Here is a 14,925-nt window from a genome sequence, read left to right on the forward strand (position 1 = left end):
AGGTTCGTCCATTTTGAAAATAATAAAAAGTTTGTATTTCTTCGAAAAGTAATACAAATCGACTACTATTTAATATCTTTTCTCTGAATGCAATCTGATAAATTTCAAGTTAATAAAAAAAGCCCAATATCCGCAATGGAATCAGGCTCTTCAGAACGATGCTAATATTGAAATGGCATATCATTTTCATGATCTATCTCTTGCCCAAGCTGCAGTCTGTAATCACTCAAAGACATGCCAAAATGCTTTTTAAATCGCGTGTAAAAATAATTATTTCTCTCTAGTCCCACCTTTTCAATAATGGATGTTAAAGGAAGCTGCGTATTGCGCATATATTCGTCCAGTTTTTGCATTCGCGTATCGAAAATATACTGCGCAATAGACTGCCCATGTGCAGTTTTGAATATATGGCCGACATAGTTAGATGATAACCGTAATTTTTCGGCGATAGAGCTCAGGCATAATTCCGTATTGGAATATTCTTGCTCGACAATTGCGACAATACGTTGGATTAGATGGTCATTACTATTGGAAGTGTTCCTGAGAACCTCCACTTTATTACACAGCTTCTGTAAAAATGAATCCATTACGCTGTCCATATCTGTACTCACTTCTGCATTTTGAATCCCGCGCAAAAACTTTTGTAGAGTTAAATCCTGGCTATCCTTTACTGCAGGCATCTTGCTTAGCACACTGGAGTAAACACTGTAAATCAAATGAACAATGCAATACAAAATTTCGTCGTAAGTGTATTGATATAACTTTGGACTGATACTTTGATAGATTGCGGCAGCAGATTCATAATTGCCCTCGAGTACTTTCTCAACCAACTGCTCTTCTTTCTTGACGGGTATATGAAAATTATCCGTGTTGATTTCATCCATCATGTAAGGAGTAATAATACAACCATGTCCGTAGCGCATCTTCAACAGAATGGAGCCCTTCATATTATTATACATGCTAGGTAAATGCTCAATCCCCTGAAACATCGTGCTGTACGCCATAGATAAAGAAATACGAAGATACTTAAGTGTATTACTGTGTACCTCGAGCAAGTAACGCTCCATTTTCTCCTGCAGCACTTTATATTGGGTTACTGTGGAACAATCCATAATCACTACGAATTTATCGGGCTCACTGCTGAAAATTTCGCACACACCATAGTCCGCTGCCAGTTCTGTTGCAATATTCACAATAGCATAGCGTAGTGCCCATCGTTCCTTCTGGCTATTCACAGATACAAATTGGCTGTAATTATCGATTTTAATGAGGCACATGCACAACTGACTGGTGGCGATATAATCCAGTTTGATGTCATGTAGTTTCTCCTGCACTTGGTCTATAGAGTGTGTAGTACTATCACTTAATAGTGCATTAAGAAAGTCTTGTTTGACCGCATAGCCAGCTTCATGGATTATTTTATCAAGCTGTTGATTTCTCTCCTTCATAGACTCGAATATAGACAAAATAAATTGAAATTCTTCCATTCTCGAAATGACTACATCGTTTTTCTCAGAAGCTTCGCCGTTAATAATTTTCGTAATCGTTTGAATCGGATGATTCAGTCTGCGAGCCAAGTACAGACAAATTATTGCGCAAATGATAAATACAACAACTACGATACCCGCAGACACCATTGATGCTTTAATTACATCCTTAAACGTTTCTTTTACAGGAGTAAGACCCATAATATACCAATTGTTTGCGTTGCTTTTACTGCTGGATACCAAATAGCTGATACCCCCAATTTCTCGTATCTGATTATTGCTTCTAACAAGTTCATTTGCTTGCTGGCTTAATCCGCCTACTTCACTCATATTATGCTCAAACTCCGTTGTGAGCGTCTTACTTAGAATAGAGCCGTTTGAATCAACGACTAAAAAAGAAGATTTCGTTTCAGGGTCATTGCCATTGATCGCTTGAATAGATTCCGTAAGCGCTTTCGTGCGAATGTTGACGACAATAGCATTTTTCAAGCCCGATAAAGTCTCCCCCGGTTCAAATAAGATATAGGAACATGTATCGGCCGATTGCGTTGCTTCTTCTACAGATGTCACAATAGGCCGACCACGATACTCCGCTATAAAGTTTTTATCAGTTAGCAGCGCTACAATCGCTTGATCTGAGAAGGTAGAGGCTGATTGGCGTTCACCGCTCCTTGAAGAATAAAACAAATCCGCCCCCGCATTGTAAAGATAAACGCTATCGATATCTTTTAGTGTCAGAAAGTGCTTGTCAATGACCTTGCTTGCTAAAATCGCCACGATCTCATCATTTTTCTTCATATTAATAAATTGGATGATATCTTTATCGCTGTACAGTGCATTTCCTAATTTTTTTGCAGTCTCATCTAGGTAGGTAATACTGTAATTGTAATGTTCAATCAGCTCATGATTGAAGCGGTTAATCATCGAGATACTCGTGCGTAAATAAGTAATGGTCAAGAAAACAGTAAGCAATACAGTGATGAGGATCGTAATAATCAGAAAGGAGAAGAATGATTTGCGAAAAAAGCTCGTACTGTTTTTTTCCAATATCCTCGGTAGCTTCATTGTGATCCCCCAGTTCATACGACTTCGATTTTCTATGTATTTACAATTATCATCATAATAGCATAAGTATCCATTTAGCATCACAACGATTAAAGCTCTTTGTAGATTTCATTATTTTTTAGAGATGCCATCTGTCGAAAAACTAAGAGAATGATGGTTTTGATTGTTGTGGATAAAAGTACCACTAAATACAATGAGGGAAGTAAAAGATTAATTGCAAGGAAGGGGGTGAACTCAATGAAACTAACTACAAGACCAATTCATAACAGAACATTGCGCAGCGTACGTAAACAGTTTCCTTTCTATTTAATGATGTCACCTGGTCTACTATTCATTGCAATCATGTGTTATATCCCAATGGGCGGTGTCATAATCGCCTTCAAAGATTACAATGCACGCGATGGTATATTCGGAAGCGCATGGATGGATCCGCTGTTCAAAAACTTCGAATTTTTCTTTAAATCCGAAACAGCGAGAATTGTTACGTTCAATACACTTTTCTACAATATCATAGAGATGGTTACCGTTACGCTCGGTGCACTAATATTGGCCATTCTATTGAGCGAAGTGAAAAATAAAAAGCTCTCAGCCACCTATAAAGGTGCTTTATTGCTGCCAGTTTTCCTTTCATGGATCGTAGTTCAGTATATTGTGTTCGGTATGCTTAGTGTAGACCGAGGTATTGTCAACAATATTATCGAATCAAATGGTGGAGAAGCTATTTACTGGTACAGTGAGCCTTCACATTGGCACTATATTCTTCCCTTAGCCTATTTGTGGAAGAATATCGGTTACTATTCGGTATTGTATGTAGCAGCGATCGCGGGGATTAATACGGACTATTATGAAGCTGCTCAATTGGATGGCGCTTCGAAGTGGCAGCAAGTCAAATATGTTACACTGCCGCTGCTGAAACCAATAATTATCGTCCTCATGTTGTTATGGGTAGGTAAGTTGTTCAATGGCGGATTGGGCGACTGGAATGGATTCTATACCCTTTCCAATGATTCAGGAGCATTATATGGTGCAACAGATGTTATAGACACCCTTGTATTCCGCTCTCTGAAAAAGCTGAACGACTATGGCATGTCGTCTGCAATTGGTCTATATCAGGCAGTGATTGGTCTCGTTCTTGTCCTGATTTCTAACTATATTATTAAAAAAACAGACCCCGACAGCGCCTTATTTTAATCGATCAGCGTAGAGAAAGGGAGGGATTTTCATTTTAGCAAGAAACTTTCACGTGTCAAAGATCGTGATTCATCTCATATTCATTGTATCAGCACTAGCCTGTATTATTCCGCTGCTATTAGTTGTATCGATATCGTTTACAGCTGAAAAGTCGCTTATGGTCGACGGATACAATTTTTGGCCCAAAGTGTTTGATATTTCAGCTTATCGATACGTATTTAGCGGAGCAGGCTCGATTGCCAATGCATACGCAGTAACGATCTTTGTAACCGTTGTTGGTACGCTGCTGCATTTACTTGTTACTTCGATGCTGTCCTATTCGTTGACGCGACCTGAAGTTACCTATCGAAATGCACTCACTTTATTCGTGTACCTTCCCGTGCTGTTCAATGGCGGACTTGTTCCATCCTACATTTTAATAACACGATATTTACATCTTAAGAATACCATCTGGGTTCTCATTGTCGTCTTCCTTGTGTCAGCGATCAACGTGCTCATTATGAAAAACTTTTTCAAATCGATTCCTAGTTCCTTGTTCGAGTCTGCACGCATAGACGGCTCAGGTGAAATTCGTACTTTTTTCAGTATTGCACTTCCACTTTCAAAACCGTCACTGGCGACTATCGGTCTGTTCACAGCGATTTCCTACTGGAATGACTGGACGACCACTGCCTTGTATATCGAAAAGCCGAAGCTGTACACATTGCAATATTTACTGCAATCTTTAATGAACAATATCGGCTATTTGCAAGCCAATGAAGCAGCATCTAAATCTATGGAATCCGCTATCGGCATGCTTCCTAGTGAAGGAGCACGGATGGCGACCTGTGTACTTGCCATCGGTCCGATTATATTACTGTATCCTTTTCTACAGAAGTATTTCGAGAAAGGCTTAACAATAGGTGCTGTAAAAGAGTAATTTTACAAGAATCTAGTTGAGAATAAAATTAGTTTTTAGGGGGATATCAATGAAAAGAATTTCTATGTTGCTGATCAGCGTAACTCTGCTTCTCACCATGATCCTGTCTGGCTGCTCGAAGGCTTCACCAAACGCTAACGGCGATTCTACGACTCCAGCACCTGATACTAAAAATGCTGAAAAAGAAAAGGGAAAAGAAGAACTCGTTACCCTTAACTTCTATATGTCGAACAGCCCTGTCAATGACTTTGACCGCATCATGAACAAAGCTAATAAAATTATTGCTGAAAAAATCAATGCCAAATTGAATTTAGTACTTGTAGACGGCAGTACTTATGCAGATAAAATGAATCTGATGATCAATTCGGGCGACGACTGGGATCTTGCTTTCACTGCATTCTGGGGTGGAATTAATTACTTTGGAAACGCTGCAAAGGGAGCGTATGCTGACTTAACTGACCTTCTTCCTGTACATGCGCCTGAAACGTTTTCCCGCATCCCTCAAGGTCTATGGGATGGTGTGAAAATAAATGATCGTATTTATGCAGTTGTCAATTATCAGCAATGGGGCGTTGCCAAGCGCAGTGGCTTTATCTTCCGCGAAGATGTTCTCAAAGAAACGGGGTTTGACTGGAAAGCTGTTAAAGGCAAGCCAACCATAGAAGCTCTCGAAATGGTAGGACCATTCCTTGGCGAAGCGTTAGCTAAGCATCCTGATATGATCGGATTTGAAACTAGCGCTAATCATAGTTTTTTTGCCAATGAGCCGCTTTACTGGGATATGGAGCCTGTAGGTGATTTGCTAACTCCTGGCTGGGTCAATCTCAATGCGCCAGACAAAGTTATCAACCAGTTTGAAACTCCTGAGTTCGCTAAATACGCAGAAATTATGCGTGACTGGTTCAATAAAGGCTATGTGCGCAAAGATGGTGCAACTGTAAAAGATACAACTCCTGATCGTAAAGCTGGCAAAATTGTTTTTGCGATGCACTATGGCTGGCCTGACAGCATCGATCTTCCAGGTCAAGAGCAAGCTATGTCCATGACAGAATACAAAGATTTCCCTGCTCTATCCGTATCTACTACTCGTACATTGATTTCAGCTGGAGCTGCCTCCAATGCAGCTATTGCTATCAATTCAGGTTCAAAAAACGTTGAAAAGGCTTTGCAATTAATTGAGTTGCTAAACACTGATGATGATCTATACAAACTCATTACATTAGGAGAAAAAGACGTTGACTACACCTACAACGAAAAAGGTGACTTCACTCAAATTGAAGGCAAATATAATTTCAACTGGAATGAATGGCAAATCGGTCAATCCTTCAGCCCAACATTCAACCGTGCCGATCATGCCGAAAATGCGGCTGGCGAAATGAAGAGAAAAGCTCAGTCAATCGTTTTTGAAAATGATCTGACAGCAGATGTTTCGCCATTATCAGGCTTTGTATTTGACCCAACTCCTGTAAAAACGCAAGTTGCCAACGTAGCTTCCGTTATGACTGAGATGATCCCGGCTATCAGCTCTGGTTCGATTGACCCGACTACAGCCGTGCCTAAATTCCTCGAGCGTTTGAAAACTGCTGGCGTAGATGACATCATCAAAGAAAAACAAGCTCAATATGACACTTGGAAAAAATAAAAATCTATCACTCAGTAATGAAATCCGGTGTATCGCTTACACCGGATTTCTATTTAATGAGCCAAGTAGAAGGGAATACGCTATTCGTTATTCATTTATGTGTAAATCTTTTTCACGCTATTCTTTCGATCGAGTCAACTTGTAATGCCCTTACATTTTCTAATGCCAGCAGCCACTCTTTAGTTTTTTGTTCTAATACCTCACAACAACCATTAAAAAAACGATCAAACTGAGCGCCATACAGCCGGCGAACTTGTAATTCGGTGCAGCTATCTCAAACACTGATTTCTTTAGTAAACCGGACAGCAAGTTGTTTACAGCCGAAGCCGGCGAGATGGGATTAGACAAAGCCCAGCTTCCAAGCAGCAGCACCGCAAAATAAGTTGGGCTGATTTGCACGCTCACGGGATCAATGGCTCCAGCGAGCATAGTCACTGGCACGATTGGATGGAGACCAATTATTGAAGTGCTTGCAATCAAAAGAACGGTTAATATCGTGAATGTGAAGGAAATCGGCATTGGAACAAATTCAAGCAAATTCGGAACCTTTGAGCCGAAGTTCGTAATCCCAATTGCGCCACTGAAAAAGCCGGCGGCCAGAAAAAGCGTAATCTCTTTCTGCAAAGCCGGCAAAGTGATTGTTATATGATTTATAATTCCTTCTCTGTATATACTCATGCTCCCCTTTATAATACACCAGAACAAGGGGAAAGCTGCTGCAGCCATACAGATTAATAAGACCATTGGCAGCTTGATCATACGTTCCATGGTTAAGATGACAATAATGGCGCCTATTAAATAGATTCCGAGTCCAACTGGAAAATTCGAGTTCTCCTTTTTGTCTACTGCCTCTTCAAATTCATCTAGACTAGCGTCACGCAATTCCCGAAAATCGACTGCCCAGCTTATGCCGAGGCTAAGAATGGCGAGTCCAAGCATATAGGGCAGAACGGACGACCAGGACAGTCCTAACGTAGAAGTCACTAGTGTCATGGCAGCGAAATAAGGTGACCAGAGAATCGCTCCTGCAAACCCTCGGTTGAGCGCATTTGCAAGCAAACGGCTCATCCCTGGCTGCGGTTTAATAAAGACCATTTGATAAACAACCGGTATCGAACCCACGTTGATAAATACGCCCATAATTTGAGTGAGCAGCTGCGTTCCCAAGAATAGAGCGGCCTTGCTGTGCAGGTTAGCTTCGTAAAACCGCTTCAAGGCCTTAACGTATTCAGGAATACGAACTGGAATTCCGAACAACGGGGCGAATAGGAAAAGTGTTACAATGGTCACGTTTATTCCAGCCGACTCGAACCAAATCCTAGCATTTGCTTTCTGAAGCGCAAGATGTACAACTCCAATAGTCACAAAGAAAATCGTGAGCCAAAACGTCATCCCCTTCAGTTTTGGCAACAGCAAAGCGATTGCAGTAAACACCAATCCACCGAGCAGAAAGACCAGCATTTCAAGCTGCGCCGCTTGCAACGCAATATACACAGCGGCAATGGAAAATATTATTATCCTCTCCGCCGCCGTCTTAAATGCGGATGTCATCCGATCCGCCCTCTTTCATTTCATCTTAATTGAATTGCCAGCAGCTTAAGCTTAGGTTGCCGTATTGGTAGCTGCGGTGAAGAAGTTTTGCGTTGCGGTTGACGTCACCTGCTCCCATGGCGAGAAGAAGCGGAATGAAGTGCTCATTCGTCGGTACGGCCTCTTGGGCATGGGGAGCGAGCTCACGGTATTGAAACAGGGCTTCGGTATCCCATGACTCCAGCTTACTTTGAATCCAGTTGTCGAATTGCTCCCCCCACTCGTCAATTCCCTCGGACCGCCAGTTCAATTTCCGTAAATTATGAACGGTCCCACCGCTTCCGATGATAAGAACATCCTGCTCGCGAAGTTCTGCTAATGCCTTGCCGATTTGATATTGTCTTTCATTAGATAGATAACGATTTACGGATAGCGCTACGACCGGAATATCTGCATCCGGATACAGTAGTTTTAGAACAGCCCATGCCCCGTGGTCCAAACCTCGTTTTTCATTTTGAACGTTCTCAATACCATGCTTTGTAAACAAGTTTTGAATCTGATTTACTAATGATCGGTCGCTTTGTGCCGGATAGGTCATCTGGTAAAGCTCATCTTGGAACCCGCCAAAATCATAAATGGTTTCATAAGTTTCTGCGGCGCTAACCGTCTGTATCGATTCTTCCCAATGAGCGGAGAAGAGAACGATAGCTTTTGGTCTTGGCGTATGCTCTTTAAATTGCTTAAGCAACTTTGTATATTCGTTATCATCGAGCACGATTGATGGTGCACCGTGCGCGAAAAAATAGGATGGCATCATGTGATCTCACTCCTTATTTATGTTTAATTCCGCATCCTTCTTAATCCACTTCATAAAATCTAGCTGGTTCTCTTCAGATATGCCGTGGTCGGTCGGATATAGTTTGAAAGTTAAGCGCTCCGTCTGGTCTTTTAAATAGGCAGCTGTCTCGTGCCCGATACGAACCGGGAATACGGAGTCGAATTCTCCATGCGAGACAAATACGGAAACATCCTTAACACTTCGAAGTGAATACTCCGTTTTCACAAACTCAGGAATATATCCGTTCAACGCTACGATTCCCTTTAATTGATCTCCCATTGTAAGTGCAAGCGTCATGGACAGGATTGCGCCTTGGCTAAAGCCGAGCAAATAACGTTTGTCAGGATCGATTGGATACTCCTCAGTCGCATAATGAATGAATGCTTCGAGATCTGTAACCGCTTGGTCATACATCTCTCGAATTGGGTTTCCTAGGCTTTTCAAATCGTAATATTGGAATCCCGTACCAAGCGGCAAATTACCGCGAACCCCAATGATGATGAACTCTTCAGCCAATGGAGCAACCAAACCGAACATATTTTGTTCATTCGATCCTTTGCCGTGGAAGGTGAAGATCGTCGGATATTTCTTTCCTTGCTCTAGTTTAACCGGTAAGTGAACGTCATATTGATATTTCGGATTCATCTTCGTTTCCTCCATGCTGTAAGTTATTCACTTCGCTTGCGCATAATAAAACCGTCAACAGAGAACGGTGATCGATCGGCAACAACCAGATACAACGAGACCAAGATGAATCCAAGATCCAGCTCATAACCAGCCATTTGACCGTTACCAAGAAGTCCAGCCGATAATTTCGCGGTTATAATTGCACCGATGAGTATAATGACAAACAATCCTGCTGCATAACGAGTAAACAGCCCCAAGATCAACAATATACCGCCGATAAGTTCAATCGCTGCAACAACATAAGCTAAAACTCCCGGGATGCCTATCGAACTGAACCACGCTTCTACATTGCTTATTCCCTGAAACTTATCCACTCCGTGAAATATAAATATGATGCCCAACACCACACGCATGATAATGGAAACAAAAGCTGTTTTAGTCATTCTTTTTTCCTCCAAAAATATTAGTAATAGAAATATATTTTCTATAGGTGTAATTTAAAACGATTTACATTGACTTGTCAATATAAATATTGATAATATAAAATTAAATTTAGTATTACAAATATTCTAGAGGTGTGATTAGATGGATATTGGCTCCACTATACGAGCGATCCGGAAGCGAAAAAATATCACAATCGCTCAAATATGCGAAACAACCGGCCTGTCTCAAGGATTTATGAGTCAGGTTGAAACGAATAAGACCTCACCGTCCATCTCAACATTAGAAAGTATAGCTCAAGCACTTAAAGTGCCACTTGCCTACTTGCTTCTAAAGAAAGAAGAGCGAATGAGAATTGTTCGGAAAAACGAGAGGACAATCACTACAAGCGGTTCAGAAAATCTTAAAGTCGAACACTTGAGTTCCACAAAAAACGTACGGATGATGATTATAGAGTTTCCTCCTGGTTCTACGACTGGCAATACTCCTCATGCACATGAAGGTGAGGAAGTCCATATGGTCATTAAAGGGAGAATTTACGCGGAACAAGGGGAAGATAAGGCTGAATTTGGAGAAGGTGATTCCTTTAGTTGGAATGCTTGTACGCCACATTTAGTAAGAAATATAGGTGAAGATAAGGCAATCGTGCTGATCTCCATCTATAAAGAGAATGAAAATGAAAATGAGAATGGATAGGACCTCATCTAACTAAGCCAAAAACCCACAATCGAGCCAGATAGGCCGAATGTGGGTTTTTTTAATAACTTTTGAATACCGTTATGAGGTAAATTCGAAGCAGATGGAATTTCCAACGATTTAAGGCAGCCGCAATCAGATGGAACCAAGAACAACGCCTAAATCTTATACGCCTTCATAGCCTTGCGGATTTCTTTCAAGCTAGGCCGTTTGCCGTACATAAGTACGCCGGTGCGATAGATCTTAGCGGAGATGTAGACCGCTGCGTAGATCGAGACGAGCAAGATGCCGAAAGAGAGAAGCGTCTGCCACATCGGCACTTCCGTCAGCCCAAGGCGGAGCAGCATGACGAATGGCGAGAAGACCGGAATGTAAGACGTCACCTTCACAAGCATGCTGTCCGGCGCGCTTATGCTGAAGATTGCGATGTAGAAGCCCGCTAGAGAGACGAATGTCAGCGGCATGACCGCTTGACCCAGGTCTTCCGTCCGGCTTACGATCGAACCGACCGCCGCGTACAGCGTCGCGAACAGGAAGAAACCCGTCAGGAAGAACAGCAGCGCGTAGATGAGCAGAATCGGATCGACGAGCGACAAGTCGATGTCGAGATTGCCTAATGCCCCTTTGTTATGCGGCATGGATATGTTCGTCAGAATGACGGCTAAGTAGAATGTGACCTGCACGATGACGACGACGAACATGCCGAATATTTTGCCGAACATTTGCTTCAGCGGCGATACGCTCGTAATGAGAATTTCCATGACACGCGAGCTTTTCTCCGCCGTAATCTCCGACGCGATCATGTTGCCGGAGGTCATGATTGCCATGAACAGGAAGATAATCATGACATAGATGACGCCCATGTTGACGCCTTGCTCTGCCGGTGTTCTGCCCGTGTTGCCGCTGCCCGAACCTTCGCCGGTATAAATCTGAACGGTGCCGATCTTGATTGGAGCCGATAGCTGCGCCATTTGCTCGGCCGTAAGGCCCGCATCCTGGAGCACGTTCGTTTGGCGAATTTGCAAAAGCGCGCCCTGCAGTGATTCCGTCATGCCGAATTCCATCAGCTTCTCGGATTTGTAAGTCATTTCCGGGAAACCGCTGTCCGTCATATCGCCGAACTCAAGGTAGCCTTTGATTTCCCCTTCATCGATTGCTTTTTTCAACTGCTTCTCGTTTGCCGAAGCATCGCCTTTGTCCTCAAAAGGAACCATCACGATGTTCGAATTTCCTTGTTTCTCGTAGTACGCCTTCAAGCTGTCGCCTGTTGCCGTACCGCTCGCCGATTGTTCGCTCTGCGACTGGATATAGCCGATATTTGTTACTTTGTCGCCTTTATCGAACTGTGCAATGATATAAGGAAGATTAATGCCGATGCTGATAATTAACGCGATAATCAACGTAGTAATGACGAAAGCTTTGCCTTTGACCTTATTCCGGATCGTAAACCCTACTACCGTCCAGAAACTATTCATGACGATCACCCACCATTCGGATAAAGATTTCATTTAGCGTCGGTTCCTTGATTTCGAAATGATTCACGTTCGCCTGCTCCATCGCCAAACGCAGAATGTCAGCGCCCGCCGCTTCGTAGGAGATGGCAATGTCGTAGCCGCGCTCCGTGCGCGTGACGCCGGTTACGCCGGCCAGCCGATCGAGTCCGCTAATTTCTTTGTCAGCGCCAAGGATGACCCGTTCTCTCGGGAATTGTTTTTTAATATCCTTCAAACTGCCCTTTAAGACCGTGTTCGATCGATGCAAAATCGTAATGTTGCGGCACAGCTCCTCGACATGCTCCATCCGGTGCGTCGAGAACAGGATGCTCGAGCCGGAGTCGCGCAGCTCCTTCACCGTCGACTTCAACAATTCGACGTTGACGGGGTCAAGTCCGCTGAACGCTTCATCCATGACGACGATGCGTGGTTTGTGGTTGACAGCCGCGATGAACTGAATCTTCTGCTGATTCCCCTTCGAGAGCTCTTCGACCTTCTTGTTGTAATATTCCGGCACCTCGAACCTCTCCAGCCACTGCTTCAGGTTGCGGTCGGCATCCGCCTTCGACATTCCTCTGAGCTGCGACAGATAGATGATCTGATCGCTGACCTTCACCTTCGGATACAGCCCGCGCTCCTCCGGCAAATACCCGAGCAGGCTAAGCTGCTCATTGCTGTAAGGCTTTCCGTTGTAGAGAATCCGCCCTTCGTCCGGATAGATCAAGCCGAGCACCATCCGCATCGTCGTTGTTTTGCCGGCGCCGTTGGCCCCGAGCAGGCCGTAAATCTCGCCCTCGCTTACCTCCAAGCTAATTTCGTTGACTGCTGTTTTATCCCCGTATTGCTTAACTACCTTTTCTACTATTAATGGATTCATTTCATTACTCCCCTCTATTAGTTCATTCTTGTATTTAATCTATCTTGTGTAAGCAAGGCATTCATAATCTCATCCAGCTCAAGTGCTTGCCTGCTTACAATCTGATAGCCTTCCTCAGCACACCATGCTTCAGCTTCTGCAGCCTGATTTGTCGCAATTCGATAGGTCGTACCGCCTGCATGCTCTACAACAGTTTGACCTGGGATTAGTGCTGCTTTCTTCGGAGTCAGATCCGCTGCACTTACAAATAACGTAAACCAACTGCTGAATAATTCATCCTTCTCGTACATGCCAAGCACTCTGCCTTGAGCCATAAAGATGATAAAATCAGCAAGCCGTTTCACCTCTTCGATGATATGGGAGGTCATAAGAATGGTACGGTCTCCTCGATCCATGTACCGATGAAGCACCTCAATCATCGTTTTCCATGCAAGCGGATCAAGCCCCGAAGAAGGCTCGTCGAGCAGGAGCAGCTCCGGATTATGTGTTAGGGCTAGTGCAAATTCAAATTTGCGACGCATCCCCTTCGACATTTTGCCAAGCAGCTGATTATCATCGACCTCAAGAATGCGAAGCAGCTCCCGATAACGATTCACATCCCATTTGTCATACCAGAAGCGATGAAACTCAGCTTTCTCCGTCCCCTTCATGTTGTCCTCATGCGGGGAGGATTGATCATGCAGGTAACCAATTCGTTTTTTAACCTCTGTGCTGAGCCCATTCTCCACTTGCTCTCCAAGCAGCTGAATGGTGCCCTCATCCGCTTTATCCAGATCAAGCATTAAGCGAAAGGTGGAGCTCTTACCGCATCCGTTCGGCCCAACAATGGCAGTGATGTAACCCTGTGGAATACTCATATGGACCGGCCCAAGTTTGAAGCTCGCACGATTTTGCACAACGCCGTCTAATTGTATCGCCATCGTCTCATTCATCATATGTCCCACCCTTTAATCAAAATGCTTGCTCATCGCTTCTTTAAACATCGTCTGCAGCTCTTCTTCTGTGCACTGAACCCGTTTGCCGGCTACAACTGCCAGCTCTAGCGCTTCAATAACAGCAGCAAGACGATGCCGGTCACGTTCCTGATCACCAACCTGTGCTACATAGGTGCCAGTTCCTTGCCTTGTTCGAAGCAGCCCTTCCGCTTCCAAATCGTTATATACTCTTTTTACTGTAATCACGCTGCACTTAACGGTTTGGGCAAGCTCGCGTATCGATGGCAGCAGCATCCCTTCCGAAAGTTGGCCGCTGACGATTAATGCTCGCAATTGTACTTCGATCTGATGATAAAGCGGCTCTGCACTTTGTTCATTAATTTGGATCGGCAGCCGCATGAGGTTCACCTTCTTCCATTCTCAAATATCTATGCTCTGTAGGTTCTTTTCTCCAGCCGATTTTCAATTCGTTTAACGCCGAGGAACGCAGCAGCAACACCAATAGTTAAGGTTATGATTGGCAGCCACCAGCTGCCGTTCTCGATTGCATGCAGCGAACTTGAAACAATATTTCCAATATCCAGAAAGGCTAGACTGATTGAAAAGATAAGCAGAAAAGCGAGATAAGTGATGTTGAAGAAAAAATATGTTTTTCCTGAATGCCCTAATTCCCAGTATACATAACCAGTCCCCATTGTCAGTGAATAGCCAAACCAGCTTGCTCCATATAACACGAAGCTTAAGGCTGAAATATCAACGCCCATATTCCGTGCAATGATAAATTGCAATAGGAAGAAAATAAGTTGAGCAGCAAACAATACGATAGCCAGCTGAATGATTCTCCCTAGTGCAATTTGTTTCGATGAAATCGGCAGCGTTCTCCATTGTGCGATCTTCCTCGTATAGGAATTCTCTTTCCAGGAACGCATCATTGTCTTATTAGCAATGAACCCTAGAACAGGCAGAATCGAAAGGTAAATGAAATCGAGTGACCAGTTTCCGAATGGGCCATTTTCCCCTATGAAGCCATCCCGCATTAAAGGAACGGTAAATAACAATAGATATCCGATAAAAAATAATGTAAAAAGACTTTTCCAACGATCTTTAGCCAGCTCATGCTTCGCTAAATACCATGCACTCTTCCATAACCCCACAGCATTTGCTCCCTTCAATCGCTTAGCGAA

The 14,925-nt window shown here is 43.4% G+C and carries 14 protein-coding genes; 4 read left to right on the forward strand and 10 right to left on the reverse strand.

From position 1 onward, the window contains the following. Nucleotides 1-161: 161 nt before the first annotated feature. The gene (locus AB4Z45_RS24390) at nucleotides 162-2,552 is read right to left on the reverse strand and encodes an AraC family transcriptional regulator (RefSeq protein ID WP_441912211.1); all 2,391 of its coding nucleotides are present in this window, start codon (nucleotides 2,550-2,552) and stop codon (nucleotides 162-164) included. Nucleotides 2,553-2,789: 237 nt separating this feature from the next. On the opposite strand from AB4Z45_RS24390, the gene AB4Z45_RS24395 reads away from it, so the two are divergent. Genes AB4Z45_RS24395 through AB4Z45_RS24405 form a run of 3 tightly spaced genes read left to right on the forward strand, consistent with a single transcriptional unit; the run spans nucleotide 2,790 to nucleotide 6,304 of the window. Then, nucleotides 2,790-3,743 carry an ABC transporter permease gene (locus AB4Z45_RS24395; protein ID WP_441912212.1) on the forward strand — a complete coding sequence of 318 codons (954 nt, stop codon included), beginning with the start codon at nucleotides 2,790-2,792 and terminating at the stop codon, nucleotides 3,741-3,743. 52 nt (nucleotides 3,744-3,795) lie between these two features. Then, a complete protein-coding gene (locus tag AB4Z45_RS24400) occupies nucleotides 3,796-4,662 on the forward strand; it encodes a carbohydrate ABC transporter permease (RefSeq protein WP_441912214.1) in 867 nt (288 codons plus the stop codon). Between the two features lie 49 nt (nucleotides 4,663-4,711). Continuing rightward, nucleotides 4,712-6,304, forward strand: coding sequence for an ABC transporter substrate-binding protein (locus tag AB4Z45_RS24405; RefSeq protein ID WP_441912216.1), 1,593 nt, complete (start codon nucleotides 4,712-4,714; stop codon nucleotides 6,302-6,304). A gap of 192 nt (nucleotides 6,305-6,496) precedes the next feature. On the opposite strand, the gene AB4Z45_RS24410 is transcribed toward AB4Z45_RS24405, so the two are convergent. The 4 genes from AB4Z45_RS24410 to AB4Z45_RS24425 are packed head-to-tail and all read right to left on the reverse strand — an operon-like array spanning nucleotide 6,497 to nucleotide 9,742. Then, a complete protein-coding gene (locus AB4Z45_RS24410; RefSeq protein WP_441912218.1) occupies nucleotides 6,497-7,855 on the reverse strand; it encodes a hypothetical protein in 1,359 nt (452 codons plus the stop codon). A gap of 25 nt (nucleotides 7,856-7,880) precedes the next feature. Beyond that, nucleotides 7,881-8,651: a DODA-type extradiol aromatic ring-opening family dioxygenase gene (locus tag AB4Z45_RS24415; protein WP_441912220.1), complete on the reverse strand. Its 771-nt coding sequence runs from the start codon at nucleotides 8,649-8,651 to the stop codon at nucleotides 7,881-7,883. Between the two features lie 6 nt (nucleotides 8,652-8,657). Further along, nucleotides 8,658-9,317 carry an alpha/beta hydrolase gene (locus AB4Z45_RS24420; RefSeq protein WP_441912222.1) on the reverse strand — a complete coding sequence of 220 codons (660 nt, stop codon included), beginning with the start codon at nucleotides 9,315-9,317 and terminating at the stop codon, nucleotides 8,658-8,660. 23 nt (nucleotides 9,318-9,340) lie between these two features. Then, entirely contained in the window at nucleotides 9,341-9,742 is a 402-nt protein-coding gene (locus AB4Z45_RS24425) for a DoxX family protein (RefSeq protein WP_441912224.1), read from the reverse strand. 142 nt (nucleotides 9,743-9,884) lie between these two features. Here AB4Z45_RS24425 and AB4Z45_RS24430 point away from each other — a divergent pair, with 142 nt between their 5' ends. Next, nucleotides 9,885-10,436, forward strand: coding sequence for a helix-turn-helix domain-containing protein (locus AB4Z45_RS24430; protein WP_441912226.1), 552 nt, complete (start codon nucleotides 9,885-9,887; stop codon nucleotides 10,434-10,436). Nucleotides 10,437-10,594: 158 nt separating this feature from the next. On the opposite strand, the gene AB4Z45_RS24435 is transcribed toward AB4Z45_RS24430, so the two are convergent. Genes AB4Z45_RS24435 through AB4Z45_RS24455 form a run of 5 tightly spaced genes read right to left on the reverse strand, consistent with a single transcriptional unit; the run spans nucleotide 10,595 to nucleotide 14,895 of the window. Further along, nucleotides 10,595-11,944 (reverse strand): ABC transporter permease, encoded by a 1,350-nt coding sequence (locus AB4Z45_RS24435; protein ID WP_441912227.1) that lies wholly within the window; start codon nucleotides 11,942-11,944, stop codon nucleotides 10,595-10,597. Further along, nucleotides 11,904-12,806: an ABC transporter ATP-binding protein gene (locus AB4Z45_RS24440; protein WP_441912229.1), complete on the reverse strand. Its 903-nt coding sequence runs from the start codon at nucleotides 12,804-12,806 to the stop codon at nucleotides 11,904-11,906. The genes AB4Z45_RS24435 and AB4Z45_RS24440 overlap by 41 nt, the downstream gene beginning before the upstream one ends. A 17-nt stretch (nucleotides 12,807-12,823) precedes the next feature. Beyond that, the gene (locus AB4Z45_RS24445) at nucleotides 12,824-13,741 is read right to left on the reverse strand and encodes an ABC transporter ATP-binding protein (RefSeq protein WP_441912231.1); all 918 of its coding nucleotides are present in this window, start codon (nucleotides 13,739-13,741) and stop codon (nucleotides 12,824-12,826) included. 12 nt (nucleotides 13,742-13,753) lie between these two features. Beyond that, nucleotides 13,754-14,140 (reverse strand): GntR family transcriptional regulator, encoded by a 387-nt coding sequence (locus AB4Z45_RS24450; protein ID WP_339204857.1) that lies wholly within the window; start codon nucleotides 14,138-14,140, stop codon nucleotides 13,754-13,756. A 29-nt stretch (nucleotides 14,141-14,169) separates the two neighbouring features. Next, on the reverse strand, nucleotides 14,170-14,895 hold the full coding sequence (locus tag AB4Z45_RS24455) for a hypothetical protein (RefSeq protein WP_441912233.1): 726 nt from the start codon (nucleotides 14,893-14,895) through the stop codon (nucleotides 14,170-14,172). Between the last annotated feature and the right edge of the window lie 30 nt (nucleotides 14,896-14,925).

The organism is Paenibacillus sp. MCAF9, from assembly GCF_052114265.1.
Lineage (GTDB): Bacteria > Bacillota > Bacilli > Paenibacillales > Paenibacillaceae > Pristimantibacillus.